The sequence below is a fragment of the Streptomyces sp. NPDC058674 genome (assembly GCF_042716505.1).
Taxonomy (GTDB): domain Bacteria; phylum Actinomycetota; class Actinomycetes; order Streptomycetales; family Streptomycetaceae; genus Streptomyces.
The window spans coordinates 38,445-58,695 of the sequence record NZ_JBHXSC010000006.1 but is presented as its reverse complement, the minus strand read 5'-3'; the positions used below and the strand labels follow the sequence as shown (position 1 = coordinate 58,695).

At 72.6% G+C, this 20,251-nt stretch carries 20 protein-coding genes; 10 read left to right on the top strand and 10 right to left on the bottom strand.

Going from position 1 to position 20,251, the window contains the following annotated elements; all coding sequences use genetic code 11:
• Positions 1 to 35 precede the first annotated feature (35 nt).
• The 3 genes from ligD (at position 36) to ACFWU6_RS05135 (ending at position 2,477) form a co-directional block, all read left to right on the top strand.
• Positions 36 to 1,055, top strand: coding sequence for a non-homologous end-joining DNA ligase (gene ligD, locus ACFWU6_RS05145; protein ID WP_383798830.1), 1,020 nt, complete (start codon positions 36 to 38; stop codon positions 1,053 to 1,055).
• A gap of 86 nt (positions 1,056 to 1,141) precedes the next feature.
• The gene (locus tag ACFWU6_RS05140) at positions 1,142 to 2,026 is read left to right on the top strand and encodes an aminoglycoside phosphotransferase family protein (RefSeq protein ID WP_383978719.1); all 885 of its coding nucleotides are present in this window, start codon (positions 1,142 to 1,144) and stop codon (positions 2,024 to 2,026) included.
• A gap of 184 nt (positions 2,027 to 2,210) precedes the next feature.
• A complete protein-coding gene (locus tag ACFWU6_RS05135) occupies positions 2,211 to 2,477 on the top strand; it encodes a WhiB family transcriptional regulator (protein WP_383978716.1) in 267 nt (88 codons plus the stop codon).
• Here the strand turns inward: ACFWU6_RS05135 and ACFWU6_RS05130 are convergent, their stop codons facing one another.
• From ACFWU6_RS05130 to ACFWU6_RS05100, 7 genes are all read right to left on the bottom strand, one after another.
• Positions 2,478 to 2,750 (bottom strand): hypothetical protein, encoded by a 273-nt coding sequence (locus ACFWU6_RS05130; protein WP_383798828.1) that lies wholly within the window; start codon positions 2,748 to 2,750, stop codon positions 2,478 to 2,480.
• 311 nt (positions 2,751 to 3,061) lie between these two features.
• Entirely contained in the window at positions 3,062 to 3,679 is a 618-nt protein-coding gene (locus ACFWU6_RS05125) for a hypothetical protein (RefSeq protein WP_383798825.1), read from the bottom strand.
• Complete coding sequence (locus ACFWU6_RS05120; protein ID WP_383978589.1) at positions 3,679 to 4,812, bottom strand: hypothetical protein; 1,134 nt, start codon at positions 4,810 to 4,812, stop codon at positions 3,679 to 3,681. Before ACFWU6_RS05120 ends, ACFWU6_RS05125 begins: the two co-directional genes overlap by 1 nt.
• Positions 4,805 to 5,110 carry a hypothetical protein gene (locus tag ACFWU6_RS05115; RefSeq protein WP_383798819.1) on the bottom strand — a complete coding sequence of 102 codons (306 nt, stop codon included), beginning with the start codon at positions 5,108 to 5,110 and terminating at the stop codon, positions 4,805 to 4,807. Before ACFWU6_RS05115 ends, ACFWU6_RS05120 begins: the two co-directional genes overlap by 8 nt.
• A 72-nt stretch (positions 5,111 to 5,182) precedes the next feature.
• Positions 5,183 to 6,154, bottom strand: coding sequence for an acyl-ACP desaturase (locus ACFWU6_RS05110; protein ID WP_383798816.1), 972 nt, complete (start codon positions 6,152 to 6,154; stop codon positions 5,183 to 5,185).
• A 243-nt stretch (positions 6,155 to 6,397) separates the two neighbouring features.
• Positions 6,398 to 8,038, bottom strand: coding sequence for an ABC-F family ATP-binding cassette domain-containing protein (locus ACFWU6_RS05105; RefSeq protein WP_383978586.1), 1,641 nt, complete (start codon positions 8,036 to 8,038; stop codon positions 6,398 to 6,400).
• A 284-nt stretch (positions 8,039 to 8,322) separates the two neighbouring features.
• Positions 8,323 to 8,739 carry an SsgA family sporulation/cell division regulator gene (locus ACFWU6_RS05100; RefSeq protein WP_383978584.1) on the bottom strand — a complete coding sequence of 139 codons (417 nt, stop codon included), beginning with the start codon at positions 8,737 to 8,739 and terminating at the stop codon, positions 8,323 to 8,325.
• Positions 8,740 to 9,154: 415 nt separating this feature from the next.
• On the opposite strand from ACFWU6_RS05100, the gene ACFWU6_RS05095 reads away from it, so the two are divergent.
• Positions 9,155 to 10,330, top strand: a complete 1,176-nt coding sequence (locus ACFWU6_RS05095; protein ID WP_383978581.1) for a WD40/YVTN/BNR-like repeat-containing protein — start codon at positions 9,155 to 9,157, stop codon at positions 10,328 to 10,330.
• 120 nt (positions 10,331 to 10,450) lie between these two features.
• Here the strand turns inward: ACFWU6_RS05095 and ACFWU6_RS05090 are convergent, their stop codons facing one another.
• Entirely contained in the window at positions 10,451 to 10,750 is a 300-nt protein-coding gene (locus ACFWU6_RS05090) for a YciI family protein (RefSeq protein ID WP_383798806.1), read from the bottom strand.
• Positions 10,751 to 10,776: 26 nt separating this feature from the next.
• On the opposite strand from ACFWU6_RS05090, the gene ACFWU6_RS05085 reads away from it, so the two are divergent.
• On the top strand, positions 10,777 to 11,454 hold the full coding sequence (locus ACFWU6_RS05085) for an endonuclease V (protein ID WP_383798803.1): 678 nt from the start codon (positions 10,777 to 10,779) through the stop codon (positions 11,452 to 11,454).
• Between the two features lie 121 nt (positions 11,455 to 11,575).
• On the opposite strand, the gene ACFWU6_RS05080 is transcribed toward ACFWU6_RS05085, so the two are convergent.
• Positions 11,576 to 12,775 (bottom strand): saccharopine dehydrogenase family protein, encoded by a 1,200-nt coding sequence (locus ACFWU6_RS05080; RefSeq protein WP_383978578.1) that lies wholly within the window; start codon positions 12,773 to 12,775, stop codon positions 11,576 to 11,578.
• Positions 12,776 to 12,871: 96 nt separating this feature from the next.
• Here ACFWU6_RS05080 and ACFWU6_RS05075 point away from each other — a divergent pair, with 96 nt between their 5' ends.
• The 5 genes from ACFWU6_RS05075 (at position 12,872) to ACFWU6_RS05055 (ending at position 19,412) form a co-directional block, all read left to right on the top strand.
• A complete protein-coding gene (locus tag ACFWU6_RS05075; RefSeq protein WP_383978575.1) occupies positions 12,872 to 13,318 on the top strand; it encodes an MmcQ/YjbR family DNA-binding protein in 447 nt (148 codons plus the stop codon).
• A gap of 162 nt (positions 13,319 to 13,480) precedes the next feature.
• Positions 13,481 to 14,623: a CaiB/BaiF CoA transferase family protein gene (locus tag ACFWU6_RS05070; protein ID WP_383978572.1), complete on the top strand. Its 1,143-nt coding sequence runs from the start codon at positions 13,481 to 13,483 to the stop codon at positions 14,621 to 14,623.
• A 109-nt stretch (positions 14,624 to 14,732) separates the two neighbouring features.
• Positions 14,733 to 15,875 (top strand): acyl-CoA dehydrogenase family protein, encoded by a 1,143-nt coding sequence (locus tag ACFWU6_RS05065; protein WP_383798791.1) that lies wholly within the window; start codon positions 14,733 to 14,735, stop codon positions 15,873 to 15,875.
• Between the two features lie 34 nt (positions 15,876 to 15,909).
• Complete coding sequence (locus ACFWU6_RS05060; protein ID WP_383798788.1) at positions 15,910 to 17,124, top strand: acetyl-CoA C-acetyltransferase; 1,215 nt, start codon at positions 15,910 to 15,912, stop codon at positions 17,122 to 17,124.
• Between the two features lie 116 nt (positions 17,125 to 17,240).
• Positions 17,241 to 19,412: a 3-hydroxyacyl-CoA dehydrogenase NAD-binding domain-containing protein gene (locus ACFWU6_RS05055; protein WP_383978569.1), complete on the top strand. Its 2,172-nt coding sequence runs from the start codon at positions 17,241 to 17,243 to the stop codon at positions 19,410 to 19,412.
• A gap of 115 nt (positions 19,413 to 19,527) precedes the next feature.
• Here ACFWU6_RS05055 and ACFWU6_RS05050 read toward each other — a convergent pair whose 3' ends face one another.
• Entirely contained in the window at positions 19,528 to 20,223 is a 696-nt protein-coding gene (locus tag ACFWU6_RS05050) for a 1,4-alpha-glucan branching protein (RefSeq protein WP_383978566.1), read from the bottom strand.
• Between the last annotated feature and the right edge of the window lie 28 nt (positions 20,224 to 20,251).

Here is a 20,251-nt window from a genome sequence, read left to right as displayed (position 1 = left end):
TGCGCCGCCGCCCGGGCCCGCCTACCGTGGCGCACATGGGTGCTGCCGGAAACGCGATCGAGCTGGATGCGGGAGGACGGACGGTACGCCTGTCCAGTCCGGACAAGGTGTACTTCCCGGAGCGCGGCCTCACGAAGCGGGACGTGGCCGAGTACTACCTGGCGGTCGCGAGCGGCATCACGCGCGCCCTGCGCGACCGGCCGACGACACTGGAGCGGTTCCCGGACGGGGTGGAGGGGGAGTCCTTCTTCCAGAAACGGGCACCGAAGAACCTCCCCGACTGGATTCCGACCGCCCACATCGCCTTCCCCAGTGGTCGCACGGCGGACGAGATCTGCCCGACCGAGCCGGCCGCCGTGCTGTGGGCCGCGAACCTGGGCTGCCTCACCTTCCACCCGTGGCCGGTGCGGCGCGGGGACACCGACCGGCCCGACGAACTGCGCATCGACCTGGACCCGCAGCCGGGCACCGACTACCACCACGCGGTGGCCGCCGCACACGAGCTGCGCGCCCTGCTGGAGGAGCTGGGTCTGCGCGGCTGGCCCAAGACCTCGGGCGGCCGCGGTCTGCACGTCTTCGTACCGATCGCGCCGCGCTGGACCTTCACCGATGTCCGGCGGTGCGCGATCGCCCTCGGCCGGGAGCTGGAGCGCCGGATGCCCGGCAAGGTCACGACGGCCTGGTGGAAGGAGGAGCGGGGCGAGCGGATCTTCGTCGACTACAACCAGACGGCGCGCGACCGCACGATCGCCTCCGCCTACTCCGTCCGCCCCCGCCCGCACGCACCGGTGTCGGCGCCCCTGCGCTGGGACGAGGTGGATGACGCGGAGCCCCGTGACTTCGACATCGTGACCATGCCGGCCCGCTTCGCCGAACTGGGCGACCTGCACGCCGACATGGACGACCACGCCTTCGCCCTGGACGCCGTCCTGGAACTGGCGGACCGCTACGAACACGACCAGGGCCTGGGGGACATGCCCTATCCGCCGGACTACCCGAAGATGCCGGGCGAGCCGAAGCGCGTCCAGCCGAGCCGCGCGAAGCACGACTCCTGACTCCCGGCACCTGTTGAGGGACGTGAAAACGGTTTGACGCCGGCCGGCGTCCGGCGGTCGGATGGCAGCCCATGAGCACCGTACTGATGCACCGCAACCAGCACCCGGTCGACGACGCGCTCGTACTGCGCCTGATCGCGGGGCAGTTCCCCCAGTGGGCGGGGCTGGCGGTGGAGCGGTTCCCGTCCGGCGGAACGGTCAACGCCATGTACCGGCTGGGCGATGCGATGGTCGTACGCCTGCCGCTGCTGGAGGGAGGCGCCGGAGACGTGGCGATGGAGCGGGACTGGCTCCCGCGCCTCGCCCCCCTGCTGCCCGCGGCCGTCCCCGCGGTGCTCGGAGCCGGAGAGCCCGCCGAGGGGTATCCGTGGCCGTGGTCGGTGTACGGATGGCTGTCGGGGGAGAACCCGGAGGAAGGCGCGCTGACCGAGCCCGTGTTGCTGGCCGGGGACCTGGCCGCGTTCGTCACGGCGATGCGGGGCGTCACCTTGCCGGCGGCGCCGCGGGCCTACCGCGGCGGGCCGCTCGCCTCGCTCGACGCGGAGACCCGGTCGGCCATCGAGCAGCTGCGCGCGATCCCGCAGGAGGGCGTCGACTGCGACGCCGCGACCGCCGTGTGGGAGGACGCGTTGCGGGCCCCGGCCTGGTCCGGGCCGCCGGTGTGGCTGCACGCCGATCTGACGCCGGGCAATCTGCTGGTGTCCGGCGGCAGACTGGCCGCGGTGATCGACTTCGGCTGCGCGGGGGTGGGCGATCCGGCCTGCGACCTGTTCCCGGCGTGGAACCTTCTGCCGTCCGGCGCGAGGGAGGTCTTCCGGGAGGCGCTCGGCGCGGACGACGCGACCTGGACCCGCGGCCGGGGGCGCACCCTCTCGCAGGCCCTGATCGCCCTGCCGTACTACCGCGTGACGAATCCGGCGATGGCCCGCAACGCCCGGCACGTGATCCGGGCGGTACTCGCAGAGTCCTGAGGCCAGCCCTGAGGCCAGCCCTGAGGCCAGGCGTCCGAAGCACGCCCGACCGGCCGCCTGTCGGTGGGGCGTGCCATGCTCGGAGCGGACCTGTGCGGGGTCCCGCGCGGTGGGGGCGGGGCGCGGTGTTGATCAGGCGTTGATCGGACGTCCATCCGAACCGGTGAGTATCTCCGGCATGTCGATGAACACCACTGCCCAGTCCACCACCGCCTCCGCGCCCGCCACCTCCGCTCCCGCCTGGTACGAGCTCGCCCTGTGCGCGCAGACGGGCCCGGGGTTCTTCTTCCCCGAGCCCGGCTCGTCGCTGCGCGACGCGAAGCGGCTGTGCGGGGCGTGCGAGGGGCGGGTGGCGTGCCTGGAGTACGCGCTGGCCAACGACGAGCGCTTCGGCGTCTGGGGCGGCCTCTCCGAAACCGAACGCCACGCACTGCGGTCCCGCCGCCACTGATCAGGTCTGCGTCGCCTTCCCACTGCGCCGCATCAACCCGACCCTGAGCGCAAGCGCGTCATCCCCTCCGCCCCACCCCTCAACGGGCACCTTGTCCGGCACGACCCGCACGGGATAATGCCCACCGACGGGTGACACGACCCCCCCGAACCGCGGATCTCCCGCGAACCAGATCCTGCCCGGATGGTCGTTCTCCCGCTCCGCCAGAGCGATGGGGAAGGGGATGATCCGGAAGGTGGGCGCGTAGTCCTCCCGAAATGGGATGGCGATCACCGACGGGCTTCCTGTCGCCCGTGGAGGGTGCTGGCACGGATGTTCACACCATGGGTATGCCTGAAGGACGGCAGCTACGCGGTGACGACGCCAGTATGCGATGGCCACCCAGGGAACCCATGCGACGAAGCCGATCATGAGCAAGAAGAAGATGACCGCGACCTGCCTCAGGAGACCCGAGATCAGGCACACGGCAATGAATGCCAAAGGAACGCCTAAGCAGACCAACCAGACTCCGCGTTGGAGGGCCAGTCTCTGGTAGCCGACAACGGTTGCGGGGTGATCCCAAGCCACCCCTGCGGACGGAAGCGTCATAGGAGGACCTCCAAGATGCGCGAGGTCGACGGTTTGCCAGGAGGAGCGGGGTGGGGGTCCGTAAAGGTCAACGTGTGGACGACTGCTTCGAGGATGTCGGTGTAGGCCTCGTGGTGCTGCGTTGCCGCGCTGCTGAGGTCCAGGACGAGTGTGTGGTGTCCGGAGGCGTGACTTGTTGCGATTCGAGCCTGAAACACTCGTTGCTCTACGTGCGGTAAAGCAAGGGTGCCCGCGACGAGGTAGCAGGGCAGGGTAGACGGCAAGTCGATGACCCGGCAGGTCGATGCGTTCCAAACAGGGGAGCGTGAAATCTCCATGGCGGTGCGTGCCGTACTCAGCCGAGGGTTGGGATCGCCGGACAGTCGAGCAGTCAAGGAAAACAACGAAGCGCAGATGCCGATCGCCTCATCCGGATGCAAGCCAATTGCGGTGTGAAGGACGCCGAGTTCGGCCAGCTGGTCAAGGCCGTCAAGGAGGCGACCCAGTTCCTGCTGCCCGGCATCACTACCCAAGGCGCAGGCCATCGCGTCCAGGGTTGTGCGGTCCGCGGGAGCGACGTCATGGAATCCCGGTGGTAGTCGAAACCAGACGGGCGGCATGGCCAGGTCTGGCATCACGGCCTCATCACCGTCCAGAATTGGCGCGATTTCGCCACAGTCGAGGGAGCGTCCTCGAGGACACCCCGAGCCCCGTCAACCGCTGTTGAACTGTGTTCAACCGTCTCGTTGTCGCTGACGTAGTCGAGGCCTGCAGTTGCCGCACCTGTGCCTGCGACAGCCACACTCACCCGGTCTCTGGTGGTCTGTGGTGATGCTCGCAGCGCCCATGCTGTAAGCGGGCTCTCGACCTCACGCAACGTGTTGGCGGTGGACCACGTCGTGCTGCGGAATGCCGTCGCGCCCGGCGAGAGGGCCGACAGGGCGCTGGCCCCCGGGGCCGCCGCCATGGCGGCCCGGGCTGCCGCCGTGCCGGCCTTGGCGCCGGAGGCGACCGCCGCCACGCCGGGGACGGAGCCCGCCGTGTCGCCCAGGAGGGTCACCGCACTCTTCCAGAAGTCCGCGTCGAATTCGCCCGTCGAGGCGCCGTCCACCAGCGGCTTCCTGAACTTCGGATCCGCCAGGTGCGTCGTCAGCGCCGCCAGCGACAGGCCGCCCGCCACCAGCATCACCGCCAGCCCGGCCGGCGGGCACAGCAGGGCCACGCCGGCGCCGATCGCCCCCAGGATCGCCGAGGCGTTGGACAGGGCGTCGCCCGGGTCGTCCGTGATCTTGTGCCAGGCGGAGGCCAGCAGGCCCGGCTCCTTCGGCGCCAGCCGGTCAGCCGCGGAGTTCAGGGTCCGGGCCACCTTGCGGGCCGCAGCCGCGTGTTCCGAGGCGAGCTCTCGGGCCAGGCGGCGGGCGTCCGCGAGGGCCTCCTCCGTGGTGGCCGCGGCGGCCCGGGACTCGTACCGGGCCGCCAGCGCGCGGTGCGCCACCAGCGTGTCGTGCCAGGACGTGAGCCGGCGGGCCGCCTCCGTCAGGGAGGTGTGGGCGGACTGGAGGTAGCGGGGGAGGTCCTGGGAGAGGGAGGCGCGGAAGGCGGTGGCCGCTTCGCCCTGCCAGGCCGAGCTGTGGGAGACCAGCGACTTCACGATCCGCGAGGCCTCGCCGAGGGAGGTCGCCGAGGCGGAGAGCTTCTTCGTCAGGGCCAGGACCGCCGCCGGGTTCCCGGGCGCCGGATCGAAGCCGAGAGCGGCGTGGTCAGCCACGGGAGGCCGCCCCCGCCGCGCGGAAGGCGGCGCGGATGGCCTCCTCCAGCTCCGCGTACTCCGCGGCGCTGCGGTCCACGCCCTCCCGTACCGCCTTGACGCGCTTGCCCAGCTCGCGCGCGCCGTGGGCCCATCTCTGCTGGAATCCGTCGCACGCCGCGTCCAGGTCCGCGGTGCCCAGCTGGTCGGCCCGGACGTGGTCCAGAGCGCGCCGGGCTTCCCTCAGGGAGGTCAGCGAGGAGTCCAGGGCACGGGTCAGACGGGTCAGCTGGTCGATGTCCACCTGGAGCGAGGTCATGACGCGAAACCCTGGCAGAGCGGGGCTCTGCCAGGGCAATCGACATCACCCGCGCGGGCGAGCGGAAACCGGTCAGGCCTTGCGGGCCGCGATGCGCGCCGCGCGGGCGGCCAGGCGCTCGTCGAACTTGCGGGCCTCGGAGTCCAGGCCGTTCATGAAGAGGCCCAGCTCCTCCTGGGCCTTCTGGCCCTCCGGGCCGAGGCCGTCGACATCCATGATCTTGAGGAAGCGGATCACGGGGCTCAGGACGTCGTCGTGGTGGATCCGCAGGTTGTAGACCCCGCCGATCGCCATCTGCGCGGCCATCCGCTCGAAGCCGGGCATGCCGTGTCCGGGCATCCGGAAGTTGACCACGACGTCCCGCACCGCCTGCATGGTGAGGTCCGGGGCAAGCTCGAAGGCCGCGCCCAGCAGGTTGCGGTAGAAGATCATGTGCAGGTTCTCGTCCTGCGCGATGCGGGCCAGCATCCGGTCGCAGACCGGGTCACCGGACTGGTGGCCGGTGTTGCGGTGCGAGATGCGGGTGGCGAGCTCCTGGAAGGCCACGTACGCCACCGAGTGCAGCATCGAGTGGCGGTTGTCGGACTCGAACCCCTCCGACATGTGCTGCATGCGGAACGCTTCCAGCTTGTCCGGGTCCACGGCGCGCGAGGCCAGCAGGTAGTCGCGCATCACGATGCCGTGGCGGCCCTCCTCGGCGGTCCAGCGGTGCACCCAGGTGCCCCAGGCGCCGTTGCGGCCGAAGAGCGAGGCGATCTCGTGGTGGTAGCTGGGGAGGTTGTCCTCGGTCAGCAGGTTCACGACGAGCGCGATCTTGCCGATGTCCGTGACCTTGGACTGCGCCGGGTCCCAGGCCTCGCCGTCCTCGAAGAATCCGGGGAAGTTCCGGCCGTCGCTCCACGGCACGTACTCGTGGGGCATCCAGTCCTTGGTGACCGCCAGGTGACGGTTCAGCTCCTTCTCCACCACCTCTTCCAGCGCGAACAGCAACTTGGCGTCGGTCCACGCCTCCGAGCTGCCGAGGTGGGGAGAGGTGATCGTCACGGGTACTCCTGAGTGCAAAGCGAATTACCTACGGTTCCGTAGCTTACGGACTCGTAGGTTAAGCGCGGCATCAAGGCGCGCCAAGCCCCAGGTGCATGTATGTCCGGTTACATCCGGTTATCTGAGCAGTTCGCGTGTGTCGCGAGGGGCCGGGAGATGGCCGAATTCATGCGCCGTCATGTCACCAGGTGGTCCCCCGGCCCGCGCCGCATGTCGTCGGGCACGGGCCGGGCGGGCTCTCGGTCAGTCCTGCCAGAGCGTCTCCCGGACCTCCTCGGCCGTCGTCGCCCGCAGCTCGCCGTCCAGTACCAGCCAGCGCGTGATGCCCAGCGACTCCAGGAACGGCACGTCGTGGCTGGCCACGACGAGCGCGCCCTCGTACGACTCCAGCGCGTCCGCCAGCTGTCCGACGCTCGCCAGGTCCAGGTTGTTCGTCGGCTCGTCCAGCATCAGCAGCTGCGGAGCGGGCTCGGCCAGCAGCAGCGCCGCCAGTGCCGCGCGGAAGCGCTCGCCGCCCGAGAGGGTCCCGGCCGGCCGGTCCGCACGGCTGCCGCGGAACAGGAAGTGCGCCAGTCGGGCCCGGATCAGGTTGTTCGTGGCGTGCGGGGCGAAGCGCGCCACGTTCTCCACCACCGAACGGCTTTCGTCCAGTACATCCAGCCGCTGCGGGAGGAACCGCGCGGTCACGTGCGTCACGGCCTCCCCGGAGTCCGGTTCCAGCAGCCCCGCGACCGTGCGCAGCAGGGTCGTCTTGCCGGAACCGCTGCGTCCCACCAGCGCGATCCGCTCCGGGCCCCGCAGCTCCCACTCGCCCGGGACCACGGCCCCGTGAGGCAGTCGCACATCGCGCAGGCTCAGGACCCGCCGACCGGGCGGGATCCGGGTCGCCGGCAGTTCGATCCGGATCGCGTCGTCGTCGCGCACCGCCTCGACCGCCTGGTCCAACCGCTCCTTCGCCTGGGCGAGCTTCTGGGTGTGCATGGTGCGGTGCTTGCCCGCCGACTCCTGCGCCGACCGCTTGCGGGCGCCCATCACGATCTTCGGCTCGCGCTTGCTGTCGTACATCTTCTGGCCGTACCGCTTGCGCCGCGCCAGTTTCACCTGGGCGTCGGACAGTTCCCGCTTCTGCCGCTGCACGTCGGCCTCCGCGACGCGGACCATCCGCCCGGCCGCTTCCTGCTCGGCCGCGAGCAGCTCCTCGTAGTCCGTGAAGTTGCCCCCGTACCAGCGGACTTCACCGTCCCGCAGGTCGGCGATCTGGTCGACCCGCTCCAGCAGCTCCCGGTCGTGGCTGACCAGGACCATCACGCCGGTCCAGGACTCGACCGCGGCGTAGAGGCGGCCGCGGGCGCGCAGGTCCAGGTTGTTGGTGGGTTCGTCCAGCAGGAGGACGTCCGGGCGGGCGAGCAGCAGAGCGGCCAGCCGCAGCAACACGCCCTCGCCGCCGGACAGTTCGCCGACCGTGCGGTCCAGCCCGATCCGGGCCAGGCCCAGCTGGTCGAGCGTGGCCAGGGCGCGCTCCTCCACGTCCCAGTCGTCGCCGACCGCGGTGAAGTCGGCCTCCGTGGCCTCGCCCGCCTCGATGGCGTGCAGGGCCGCGCGGGCGGTGTGGATGCCGAGCGCCTCGTCCACGCGCAGCGCGGTGTCGAGGGTGACGGTCTGCGGGAGGTAGCCGACCGTGCCGGCCACGGACAACTGGCCCTCTGACGGGGTCAGTTCACCGGCTATCAGCTTGAGGAGGGTGGATTTCCCGCAGCCGTTGAGCCCGATCAGGCCGGTGCGGCCGGGTCCGACGGCCAGCTGCAACCCGTCGAAGACGGGTGTGCCGTCGGGCCAGTCGAAGGACAGGGCGGAGCAGGTGACGAAGACAGGGGCGTGACTCATGGAGGCCTCCAGGTTGCGTGAGTGGTGCGTGCAACGCGGGGAGACAGCCGACGGACGGGAAGCGGCGGGCGGGCCACGGCGGGTCGGTGTCTCGAACCTCAGACGAGCAATGTCCTGCTCCGTTTCGGCGGGGATGGGGCGTCCACGAAGCTACGGGCGGCCGGAGCCGCCCGCAATCGAATTAGGCGGGAGGGGAGCGGGCGGAGGGAGGGCGGGCGGAGGGGAAGTGGGCGAAGGGGGAGCGGGCGGAGGGGGAGCGGGCCGAGGGGAGGCGGAGGGGCCGGTCAGCAGGTGTCCCGCAGCAGTTCGGCCAGGCTGTGGTCCATGTCGAGGTAGAGGTGCTCCAGGCCAGGCGGCACCACGGCCGACGCGCGCTCCAGGAAGCGGTGCAGCTCCGCCGTCACCATCAGTACGATCGCCACGCCCTCGGGTGCGTGGAACTCGATCGTCGTTCGGTCGGCGTCGTGCGGGCGCACGCGGACGTCGCCTCCGCCCGACGGACGGTCCAGTCCCGACTCCAAGAGCTCGCGAGCGAAGGTCCAGGAGACCTCGACGCCCTCCAGCGTGGCCGGGGCGGGGAAGGCCATCCGGACGGCGAACGGATCTGCCCGGTCGTAGGAGAGGGTGACGGGCACGGTCTCGACCTTCGGCGCGGTGGCGACCAGACGGGCCTGAACGGCCTGCTCGATGACAGTGATCAAGGCTCACTCCCTTGCGGCGGATCTGCTGCCGGGCCGTGGGGTGGGGCCCGGCAACCCGATAGACGCCGGAATCGGCAATTCCGTGCATGGGGGACGACGTGACGTGTGTCACCGATTGGCTGGAACCCGCCCGTGTGATCACACGGAGTGGCCGGGTGGGCGGATGTGCGCGACGGGCGGCGGGCCGGACCGGAAGGCCCCGGAGCGGCCGGAGAAGGGCTGGTAACCGATCACCCCGCCGGCGCAACGCGCTGCATCCGCCCCGGCGCGGACCGGTCGGGCCCCGCCCCGGCCACCGACGGCCGGCCCCGCTCCGGCCACCGACGGCCGGCCGGTGGCGCCCACGCGCCCTGGACGGCGGCTGCGGGGTGCGTTAGCTTCCGGCGCCATGAGACTTCGGGGAGTTGGGGTGGGCGTGGCCGCGGCGGCTCTGCTGGTGGGGGTGGTCGCGGCCCCCGCCCAGGCGGGCCCGGAACCGGGCGGTGCCGCAACGACCGCCGCCGCCGGGACCGCCGGTGAGTTGGAGGCCCCGGCCGCCGGAGCCGAAGGGGCCGCAGCCCTGGCGGAGGCCGGGACCGGGCCCGGGAGGCAGGGCCGGCACGGGGTCGCCTGGGCGCTCAAGGAGACCGGCGAGCGCGCCGCCGGCTCCCGCTTCCGCGGGCTCGCGGCGGTCAGCCGGACCACGGCCTGGGCCGCCGGGTCCAAGGGGGTCGTCCTGCGCACTGTGGACGGCGGCCGCAGCTGGCGCGACGTCTCACCGCCGGGCGCCGCGGCCGAGGGGCTGGAGCTGCGGGACATCGAGGCCTTCGACGCCCGAAGGGCGGTGGCCCTGTCCATCGGGGAGGGCGAGGCCTCCCGGGTGCTGCGCACCGAGGACGGCGGCGCCACCTGGACCGAGACCTTCCGCAACCCCGACCCCCGTGCCTTCTACGACTGCCTGACCTTCTTCGACTCCCGCCACGGTCTGGCGATGAGCGACCCGGTCGACGGCAGGTTCCGCATCCTGTCCACCGACGACGGCGGGCGGAGCTGGCGGGTACTGCCGGCCTCCGGCATGCCCGACGCCCTGCCGGGCGAGGCGGGCTTCGCCGCGAGCGGCCAGTGCCTGGTCGCCGCGGGCCCGCGGGACGTCTGGCTCGCCACCGGCGGCGGGGCGGCCGCGCGGGTCCTTCACTCGGCCGACCGCGGCCTGACCTGGCGGGTCGCCGCGTCCACCCTCCCGGCCGGCGACCCGGCGCGCGGGGTCTTCGCCCTCGCCTTCCGGGACCGTACGAAGGGCATCGCGGTCGGCGGCGACTACCGCACCGGCGAGGCCTCCCCGCAGGCCGCGGCCCGCTCCACCGACGGCGGGCGCACGTGGCGCCCGGCGGAGACGCCGCCGCCGGCCTACCGGTCGGGCGCGGCCTGGTACCCGTACGGCACGGACACCGCCCTGGCTGTGGGGCCGACGGGCACGGACGTCACCGCGGACGGGGGGCGCACCTGGCGGCCCCTGGAGACGGGGTCGTTCGACACCGTCGACTGCGCCCCCGACGGCGGCTGCTGGGCGGCGGGGGAGAAGGGCCGGGTGGCACGGCTGGAGCGCAGGTGAGCGGGGCCGCCCGCACGCCCGGCGCCAGCCCGCACGCCCCGCGCCAACCCGCGCCCCCATGCGGCCCCCCCATGCCGGCCCCCGCTCCCGCGCAGGCCCTCGCGTCCCCGCCCCGCCCGGCTACACCGCCGGGTTCTCGCGTACCGTCGCCAGGTCCGCCGAGGTCTTCGTGGCCATGAACTCCGTGATGCGGTAGGTGCAGACGCCCGCCAGCGCGAAGGGGTCCTCGGCCGCGATCTTCTCGATCTCCGCACGCGAGACGCCGCCGGCCAGGATGATCCCGCCGTCCCGCGGGACCTTGCGGCCCGACGCGAGGAAGACGCCCGCGGCGTAGTGGCCGTCCAGCCAGGCGATGTGGGCGTCCATCTCGTCCTCGACGGCTTCGACGGGCGCGGTGTAGGTGAGCTCCATGACGAACATGATCGCCAGGCTACTCTCGCACCATCATGACGAGTGTGCAGACCCCCGCCGATGAGGCCGAGGCCCGGGCGATACAGGACGAACTACGCCATCAGGTCGTGCTCACCGAGCTCGGCCCGCCCCCCGGCCGCGGGCTCGTCACCGGCGTGGACGTCGCCTACGACGACGCCCGCGACCTGGTGGCCGCCGCGGCCGTGGTGCTCGACGCCGCGACACTGGAGGTGGTCGAGGAGGCCACCGCCGTCGGACCCGTGAGCTTCCCGTACGTGCCCGGGCTGCTCGCCTTCCGCGAGCTGCCGACGGTGCTGGCGGCCCTCGGCGCCCTCACCACCGGGCCCGGCCTGGTCGTCTGCGACGGCTACGGCCTGGCCCACCCCCGGGGCTTCGGGCTCGCCTGCCACCTCGGCGTGGTCACCGGCCTTCCGGCCATCGGCGTCGCGAAGAACCCGTTCACCTCCACCTGCGCGGAACCGGGCGCCCGGCGCGGTGACTCTTCGCCGCTGCTGGCTCCCGACGGCGGCGAGGTCGGCCGGGCGCTGCGCACCCAGGACGGGGTCAAACCGGTCTACGTGTCCGTCGGCCACCGGGTCTCCCTGGAGAACGCCTGCGCGCACGTCCTGGCCCTGAGCCCCCGCTTCCGGATTCCCGAGACCACCCGGCACGCCGACTCCCTGTGCCGCCGGGCGCTCAAAGAGGCCTCCTGAGCCCGCGGGCGGATCGACGCGCGGACGCGCCCGGACGCCTGCGCCCGAGCACCTGCGCCCGTACTCCTGTACTCCCGCACGCCCGGCGGCTCACGGCCCCGCGGCTCAGCGGCTCAGCGGCTCAGCGGGAGTCCACCACCCGGAAGACGAGGCCGGCCTTCTGGAGGCGGGCGGTAAGGGCGTCGCCCATGGCCACCGCCGTCGTCAACTGGCCGGCGGCGTCCGGGAGGGCGTCATACGCCAGGCAGAGCGCGGACTCGGCCAGCATCTTCGCCGTCTCGCCGTAACCCGGGTCGCCGCCCGCGACCTCGGTCAGCACGCGCCGACCGCCGCCCTCGCCCACGAACCGCACCGTGAACCAGCTGCGCGCCCGCCGCTCGACGTCCGGCCCCTGGCCGGACTCCCAGCGGTTCATCAGCCAGCGGCGGGCCGGCGGGACCTGGGCGAGGGCCACGGTCGCGCCCAGTGCCGCCGTACCGCCGAGGGCGACGGGCAGGTGCTTGACGGAGGCGTAGTGCCGGTAGCGGAAGTCCGGACCGTAGCGCTCCAGGGCGGCAGCCGACCGGGTTACGAGGGTCGGGTCGAGCGTGGGCAGCGGCAGCGCCCAGGTGCCGGTCTCGCTGCTGAACCGGGGAGCGCCCACGGGGCCCCGGGCGCGACGCCCCAGCAGCCGGGGCTCGTGCAGCCGGCGGGCGCGCGCGGCCGCGAGGGTCTGCGGTCCCCGGCTCAGGGCGGTGAGCGCGGAGGCCAGGGTGCCGCCCGAGAAGAGGGCGTTGGACCGCATGAAGCCGTCCACCCGCAGCGGTACGCCCTCGGGGAGGTGACGGACCGTGAAGTACGCCCCGAGGTCGGCCGGGATCGAGTCGAAGCCGCAGGCGTGGACGATCCGGGCGCCGGTCTCGCGGGCCCGCGCGTCGTGTTCGACGTACATGCGGTCCACGAACTCCGGCTCGCCGGTCAGGTCCACGTAGTCGGTGCCGGCCCGGGCGCAGGCGGCGACGAGCTCGGCGCCGTACCAGACGTACGGCCCCACGGTCGTGGCCAGCACCCGCGTGGCGGAGGCCAGTTCACGCACGGCCGCGGTGTCCGAGGCGTCCGCCCGCAGGAGCGGGAGGTGCGCGCAGGCCGGGTCGATCGCGGTCAGCCGCTCGCGCAACCGTTCCAGCTTCGCGAGGTCGCGGCCCGCGAGCGCCCACCGGCAGCCGGCGGGCGCGTGCGCCGCCAGGTACTCGGCGGTCAGTGCCCCCACGAAGCCGGTCGCTCCGAAGAGCACTACGTCGTAGGCCCGTTCCGGACCGTCCTGTCCCACCTGTGCGTTCATCGCCGCTCCTCCCAGCTGGTGTCGGGGGCTGAGGCTAGCGTGAGGAGCGACTGCCCGCGCGGGCAGGTGTGACCTGCGGTAAGTGAGGTGTCCGTGATGTCGGAGAAGAGCCCTGGCAAGAAGACCTCGAAGCGCTCGGGGAAAGGGGCCGGCACCGCTCCCGTGCGGACGTGGGAGGCCGTGCGGGCCTACGCCCTGGGGCTGCCCGAGGCCGTGGAGGAGCATCCCTGGGGTCCCGAGGACGCGGTAGTGAAGGTCAACAAGAAGATCTTCGTCTTCCTGGGGAGCGCGGACGGGCCGCATCCGCCCGGGCTGTCGGTGAAGCTCAAGGACGAGGCGCTGCACGGACACGCCATGACCGCTCCGGGGGCGGAGCCCACCGGATACGGACTGGGGCGGTCCGGATGGGTCTCGGTGCCGTTGGGGGAGGAGGGGGCGCCCCCGGCCGAGGTGCTCTGCGAATGGGTGGAGGAGAGCTACCGCACGGTGGCCTTGAAGCGGCACGTGAGGGAACTGGACGAGCGGACCGGGACAATCGGCTAAGCGCTTGCTCGCCCGGGGGCTTGTGCTGAGTGGAACACGTTCCTAGCATCACTGGTGTTACATCAGTTGTGTCACACGTCGACGCGGTCACCCGTTCCCGTGTTCGCGCGTGTACACGTTCACGCGTTCACACACGGTCGCACCACAGACGCTGGGGGCTCGATGGCAGTGACAGGGAACGGGCGGGCGGGCGGCGGCCCGCTGGCCGGGGTGCGCGTCGTCGAGCTGGCGGGCATCGGCCCCGGGCCGTTCGCCGCCATGCTCCTCGCCGACCTGGGCGCGGACGTCGTACGGGTGGACCGGCCCGGCGGGGGCGGTCTCGCGGTCGACCCCGCCTACGACGTCACCAACCGCAACAAGCGCTCCGTCCTGGTCGACCTCAAGTCCGCCGGGGGCCCCGCCCGTGTCCTGGACCTGGTCGAGCGGGCCGACGTGCTCGTCGAGGGCTTCCGGCCGGGGGTCGCCGAGCGGCTCGGCGTCGGCCCGGCCGACTGCCACGCACGCAATCCGGGCCTGGTCTACGGCCGGATGACCGGCTGGGGCCAGGAGGGCCCGCTGGCGCACACGGCGGGGCACGACATCGGGTACATCGCCGTCACCGGTGCGCTCGGCATGATCGGCGACGCGGACGGAGCGCCGGCCGTCCCCGCGAACCTGGTCGGCGACTACGCGGGCGGCTCGCTCTACCTGGTCATCGGCGTCCTCGCCGCCCTCCAGCACGCCCGCACCACCGGCGCCGGCCAGGTGGTCGACGCGGCCATCGTGGACGGCACCGCCCACCTCACCGCCATGATCCACGGGATGATGGCGGCCGGCGGCTGGCAGGACCGGCGCGGGGCGAACCTGCTGGACGGCGGATGCCCCTTCTACGGCACCTACGAGACCTCCGACGGGCAGTACATGGCCGTGGGCGCGCTGGAGCAGCAGTTCTACGACACCTTCACCGAGCTGCTCGGCATCGCGGACCGGGCCCCCGCCCGCAAGGACCTCGCCCGCTGGGGCGAACTGCGCGCCGCCGTCGCCGAACGGTTCAAGTCCCGTACGCGTGCGCAGTGGACGGAGCTGTTCGAGGGGACCGACGCCTGCGTGGCGCCCGTCCTCTCACTGCGCGAGGCGCCGGACCACCCCCACCTCGCCGCCCGCGGCACCTTCACCGACTTCGGCGGGATCGTCCAGCCCGCGCCCGCGCCGCGCTTCTCGGCGACCCCGGCCGCCGTCACGGCCGGGCCCGCGCTGCCGGGCGCGCACACCGCGTCGGTGGCCGCCGACTGGGACGTTCCGGCCCTGCTCGGGGAGGAGGCCTGATGGAACCGTCCATGAGGGCCCCGGCCCCCGACGGGCTGCGCGCGCCGACCGGCCCCGAGCCGGCCCGGCCGATCGAATCCGTCCAGAACTGGCTGTGAGGAGCAGATCCATGAAGCGCCGGATCTTCGACGCCGACCACGAGGCGTTCCGCGAGACCGTCCGCACCTTCCTCGCCAAGGAAGTGCTGCCGCACTACGAGCAGTGGGAGAAGGACGGCATCGTCAGCCGCGAGGCCTGGCGGGCCGCCGGCCGGCAGGGGCTGCTCGGCCTGGCCGTCCCGCAGGAGTACGGCGGCGGGGGGAACCCAGACTTCCGCTACGCCGCCGTCATCGCCGAGGAGTTCACCCGGGCGGGCGCCCCCGGCCTCGCCATCGGCCTGCACAACGACATCATCGGCCCGTACCTGACCTCGCTCTCCACCGAGGAGCAGAAGCGCCGCTGGCTGCCCGGCTTCTGCTCGGGGGAGACCGTCACGGCCATCGCCATGACCGAGCCGGGCGCGGGCTCCGACCTGCAGGGGATTCGTACGACGGCCGAGGACCGCGGCGACCACTGGGTGCTGAACGGCTCCAAGACCTTCATCTCCAACGGGATCCTCGCCGACCTGGTCGTCGTGGTCGCCAAGACCACCCCCGAGGGCGGGGCGCACGGTCTGTCGCTGCTGGTGGTCGAGCGGGGCGCGGAGGGCTTCGAGCGCGGCCGCAACCTCGACAAGATCGGTCAGAAGGCGCAGGACACGGCCGAGCTCTTCTTCCACGACGTGCGCGTCCCGAAGGAGAACCTGCTCGGCGAGCTGAACGGCGCCTTCGTCCACCTGATGACCAATCTCGCGCAGGAGCGGCTGGGCATCGCGATGGCCGGGATCGCCGCCGCGGAGCACCTGCTGGAGATCACCACGCAGTACGTGAAGGAGCGCGAGGCCTTCGGACGTCCGCTCGCCAGGCTCCAGCACATCCGGTTCGAGATCGCGGAGATGGCCACCGAGTGCGCCGTCACCCGGGCCTTCCTCGACCGGTGCATCGCCGACCACTCCGCCGGGGAACTGGACCACGTCCACGCCTCGATGGCCAAGTGGTGGGCGACCGAGCTCCAGAAGCGGGTGGCCGACCGCTGCCTGCAACTGCACGGCGGGTACGGCTACATGAGCGAGTACCGGGTCGCGCGGGCGTTCACGGACGGCCGCATCCAGACCATCTACGGCGGCACCACCGAGATCATGAAAGAGATCATCGGCCGCTCCCTCCTCGGCTGACCTCCCCCTTGGAATCCTCCGAAAGGCTTGACCAGTGAGCACCGAAGCGTACGTGTACGACGCGATCCGCACCCCGCGCGGCCGCGGCAAGGCCAACGGCGCCCTGCACGGCACCAAGCCGATCGACCTGGTCGTCGGCCTCATCCACGCCCTGCGCGAGCGCAACCCGGGCCTGGACCCCGCCGCCATCGACGACATCGTCCTCGGCGTCGTCGGCCCGGTCGGCGACCAGGGCTCCGACATCGCCCGGATCGCGGCCATCGCCGCGGGGCTCCCGGACACGGTGGCGGGCGTACAGGAGAACCGCTTCTGCGCGTCCGGGCTGGAAGCCGTCAACATGGCCGCGGCCAAGGTCCGCTCGGGCTGGGAGGACCTGGTCCTGGCCGGCGGCGTGGAGTCCATGTCCCGCGTCCCGATGGCCTCGGACGGCGGTGCCTGGTTCGCCGATCCGATGACCAACTGGGACACCGGCTTCGTCCCGCAGGGCATCGGCGCGGACCTGATCGCCACCATCGAGGGATTCTCCCGGCGCGACGTGGACGAGTACGCGGCCCTCTCCCAGGAGCGCGCCGCCGCGGCCGTCAAGGAGGGCCGCTTCGCGAAGTCCGTCGTCCCCGTCACCGACCGCAACGGCCTGGTCGTCCTGGACCACGACGAGTTCATCCGCCCGGGGACCACGGCGGACACCCTCGCGAAGCTGAAGCCGTCCTTCGCGGACATCGGCGACCTCGGCGGCTTCGACGCCGTCGCCCTGCAGAAGTACCACTGGGTGGAGAAGATCGACCACGTCCACCACGCGGGCAACTCCTCCGGCATCGTCGACGGCGCCTCCCTCGTCGCGATCGGCTCCCGCGAGGCGGGTGAGCGGGGCGGCCTCACCCCGCGCGCGCGGATCGTCTCGGCCGCCGTCTCCGGCTCCGAGCCCACCATCATGCTCACCGGGCCGGCCCCCGCCACCCGCAAGGCCCTCGCCAAGGCCGGGCTGACCATCGACGACATCGACCTGATCGAGATCAACGAGGCCTTCGCCGGAGTCGTCCTGCGCTTCGTCAGGGACATGGGCGTCTCCCTCGACAAGGTCAACGTCAACGGCGGCGCCATCGCGCTCGGCCACCCGCTCGGCGCCACCGGCGCGATGATCCTCGGCACGATCGTCGACGAGCTGGAGCGCCAGGACAAGCGCTACGGGCTCGTCACCCTCTGCGTCGGCGGCGGCATGGGCGTCGCCACCATCGTCGAACGCCTGTAGTCGTGCGGCGCGGCGCGGGCCCGGCCGCCCCCCGGCACAGGACCCCTCGCCCCGCGCACCGCCGACCCGCCCGCCCCGGCCCCGCCGAACGAGACTTCCACGAAAGAGACCCATCCATGACCGAGACCCGCACCATCCGCTGGGAGCAGGACGAGACCGGCGTCGTCACGCTGATCCTCGACGACCCCGACCAGTCCGCCAACACGATGAACCAGGCCTTCAAGGAGTCCATCGCCGCCATCGCGGACCGCGCCGAGGCCGAGAAGGACTCCATCCGCGGCATCGTCTTCACCTCCGCCAAGAAGACCTTCTTCGCGGGCGGCGACCTCAAGGACATGATCCGGCTGCGGCCCGGGGACGCACAGCTCGCCTTCGACGCCGGCACCGAGATCAAGCGCTCCCTGCGCCGCATCGAGACCCTCGGCAAGCCGGTCGTCGCCGCCGTCAACGGCGCGGCCCTCGGAGGCGGTTACGAGATCGCGCTGGCCTGCCACCACCGCGTCGCCCTCGACGCGCCCGGTTCGAAGATCGGTTTGCCCGAGGTCACCCTCGGGCTGCTCCCGGCGGGCGGCGGCGTGACCCGCACCGTCCGTCTGATGGGCATCGCTGACGCGCTGCTCAAGGTGCTGCTCCAGGGGACCCAGTACAGCCCCCGGCGCGCGCTGGAGAACGGCCTGGTCCACGAACTGGCCGCCACCCCGGAGGAGATGCTCGCCAAGGCACGTGCCTTCATCGACGCCAACCCCGAGTCGAAGCAGCCCTGGGACGTACCCGGCTACCGCATCCCCGGCGGCACCCCGGCCAGCCCCCGCTTCGCCGCCAACCTGCCGGCCTTCCCGGCCAACCTCAAGAAGCAGCTGGGCGGCGCCCCGTACCCGGCGCCGCGCAACATCCTGGCCTGCGCCGTCGAGGGCTCCCAGGTGGACTTCGAGACCGCGCTGACCATCGAGGCCCGCTACTTCACCGAGCTGGTCACCGGCCAGACGGCGAAGAACATGATCCAGGCCTTCTTCTTCGACCTCCAGGCCGTGAACGCGGGCCGCAGCCGCCCGAAGGGGATCGAGCGCCGCACGGTCCGCAGGGTGGCCGTCCTGGGCGCGGGCATGATGGGCGCCGGCATCGCGTACTCCTGCGCCCGCGCCGGCATCGAGGTGGTCCTCAAGGACGTCAGCGCCGAGGCCGCCGCCAAGGGCAAGGCGTACTCCGAGAAGCTGCTCGACAAGGCGGTCGCCCGCGGCCGCACGACCGAGGCCCAGCGCGCCGAGCTGCTCGGCCGGATCACCCCGACCGCCGACGCCGCCGACCTGGCGGGCTGCGACGCCGTGATCGAGGCGGTCTTCGAGGACACCTCCCTCAAGCACACGGTGTTCCAGGAGGTCCAGGACGTCGTCGCGCCCGACGCACTGCTGTGCTCCAACACCTCCACCCTGCCGATCTCCGGGCTCGCGGAGGGCGTCAAGCGGCCCGCCGACTTCATCGGGCTGCACTTCTTCTCGCCCGTGGACAAGATGCCGCTGGTGGAGATCATCAAGGGCGGGCAGACCGGCGACGAGGCCATCGCCCGCGCCTTCGACCTGGTCCGCCAGATCAACAAGACGCCGATCGTGGTCAACGACTCGCGCGGCTTCTTCACCTCGCGCGTCATCGGCCAGTTCATCAACGAGGGCGTGGCGATGGTGGGCGAGGGCATCGAGCCCGCCTCCGTCGAGCAGGCGGCCGCCCAGGCCGGCTACCCGGCCAAGGTGCTCTCCCTGATGGACGAGCTCACCCTCACCCTGCCGCGCAAGATCCGCAACGAGACCCGCAAGGCCTTCGAGGCGGAGGGCCGCCCCTGGGCGGAGCACCCGGCGGACACCGTCATCGACCGGATGGTCGACGAGTTCGGGCGCCCCGGCCGCAGCGGCGGGGGCGGCTTCTACGCGTACGACGAGGCCGGCAAGCGGGCCGGCATCTGGCCGGGGCTGCGCGAGCACTTCACCAAGCCCGGGTACGAGATCCCCTTCGAGGACATGAAGGAGCGGATGCTGTTCTCCGAGGCGCTGGACACCGTCCGCTGCCTCGACGAGGGCGTGCTGACCTCGATCGCCGACGCCAACATCGGCTCCATCATGGGCATCGGGTTCCCCGCCTGGACGGGTGGCGTGATCCAGTACGTCAACGGCTACGAGGGCGGCCTGCGGGGCTTCGTGGCCCGTGCCCGCGAGCTGGCGGCGGCGTACGGCGAGCGCTTCGACCCGCCCGCCTCCCTGGTGGCCAGGGCCGAGCGCGGCGAGGTGTACGCGGACTGAGAGCGCGGCGGCCCCGGCCGGTCAGGGCCGGTCCGCGCCGGCCGCGGCGGGCCGGTGGGCCCGGCCGTTCAGGGCCGCCCGCTGGCCGGTCGGGAGCCCCGCCGCTCAGGGCCGGTCAGGGCCGGCCGCCGCGCCCCGCCTCCGCCGCACCGCCGTTGCGCAGGACCGCGAAGGCGCCGCGCTGCTCGGCGCCGTCCGGCGCGGTCCACCGGGCCAGCACCTGCCCGAGCAGGCCCTCCCCGGCGGCGGGCCCGGGACGCAGCACCCGGGCGACGGTCAGGGTCGGCGCCCCGGGCCCGCCCGCCCGACCCACCGCGACGACGGTGGCGTCGGCGGTGTCGGCCACGTCCGCGGACCCGGTCAGGCCCGCCGGTACTCCCCCTTGCGCGGGGTGCGCCTCGACCGTCGGGTCGGGGGTGTCGCTCTCACCCTGCGCCTGGGCCGCCGTCCGGCCCGCGAGCAGCGCGAGCAGCTGCCCGACCAGCACCGGGTCGTGGGCTCCGTCGTAGATCCAGCGCGTGCCCAGGACCCCGTGCTCGCTGGTGCCGATCAGGCCCGCCCCGGCGCCCGCCAGCGGGGCGCCCCGATAGGTCAGCGGGACGTGGTAGGCGACCGGGACCCCGCCCGATCCGTCGGTGACGACCATGAACTCGATCCCCACCTCGCCCTCGGGGTCGTCGAGCCGGAAGCCGCCCGCCCCGGAGAGCTGCGCGACATCCCCCGCGCCGCTGTACCAGGGGCGCAAGGGAAGCCACGCCGCGAGGAGTTCGAGCTTGGTCGGCGTCATGGTGGTGCGGTGGATGACAGCCATGACCGGGAACCTACCCCCCGGTCCCGGG

Excerpts from the sequence above, each read along its gene's own strand:
- ligD (WP_383798830.1), top strand. The coding sequence starts at position 36 with ATGGGTGCTGCCGGAAACGCGATCGAGCTGGATGCGGGAGGACGGACG.
- ACFWU6_RS05140 (WP_383978719.1), top strand. The coding sequence starts at position 1,142 with ATGCACCGCAACCAGCACCCGGTCGACGACGCGCTCGTACTGCGCCTG.
- ACFWU6_RS05135 (WP_383978716.1), top strand. The coding sequence starts at position 2,211 with ATGAACACCACTGCCCAGTCCACCACCGCCTCCGCGCCCGCCACCTCC.
- ACFWU6_RS05125 (WP_383798825.1), bottom strand. The coding sequence starts at position 3,679 with ATGCCAGACCTGGCCATGCCGCCCGTCTGGTTTCGACTACCACCGGGA.
- ACFWU6_RS05115 (WP_383798819.1), bottom strand. The coding sequence starts at position 5,110 with ATGACCTCGCTCCAGGTGGACATCGACCAGCTGACCCGTCTGACCCGT.
- ACFWU6_RS05105 (WP_383978586.1), bottom strand. The coding sequence starts at position 8,038 with ATGAGTCACGCCCCTGTCTTCGTCACCTGCTCCGCCCTGTCCTTCGAC.
- ACFWU6_RS05090 (WP_383798806.1), bottom strand. The coding sequence starts at position 10,750 with ATGTTCGTCATGGAGCTCACCTACACCGCGCCCGTCGAAGCCGTCGAG.
- ACFWU6_RS05085 (WP_383798803.1), top strand. The coding sequence starts at position 10,777 with ATGACGAGTGTGCAGACCCCCGCCGATGAGGCCGAGGCCCGGGCGATA.
- ACFWU6_RS05080 (WP_383978578.1), bottom strand. The coding sequence starts at position 12,775 with ATGAACGCACAGGTGGGACAGGACGGTCCGGAACGGGCCTACGACGTA.
- ACFWU6_RS05075 (WP_383978575.1), top strand. The coding sequence starts at position 12,872 with ATGTCGGAGAAGAGCCCTGGCAAGAAGACCTCGAAGCGCTCGGGGAAA.
- ACFWU6_RS05070 (WP_383978572.1), top strand. The coding sequence starts at position 13,481 with ATGGCAGTGACAGGGAACGGGCGGGCGGGCGGCGGCCCGCTGGCCGGG.
- ACFWU6_RS05065 (WP_383798791.1), top strand. The coding sequence starts at position 14,733 with ATGAAGCGCCGGATCTTCGACGCCGACCACGAGGCGTTCCGCGAGACC.
- ACFWU6_RS05055 (WP_383978569.1), top strand. The coding sequence starts at position 17,241 with ATGACCGAGACCCGCACCATCCGCTGGGAGCAGGACGAGACCGGCGTC.
- ACFWU6_RS05050 (WP_383978566.1), bottom strand. The coding sequence starts at position 20,223 with ATGGCTGTCATCCACCGCACCACCATGACGCCGACCAAGCTCGAACTC.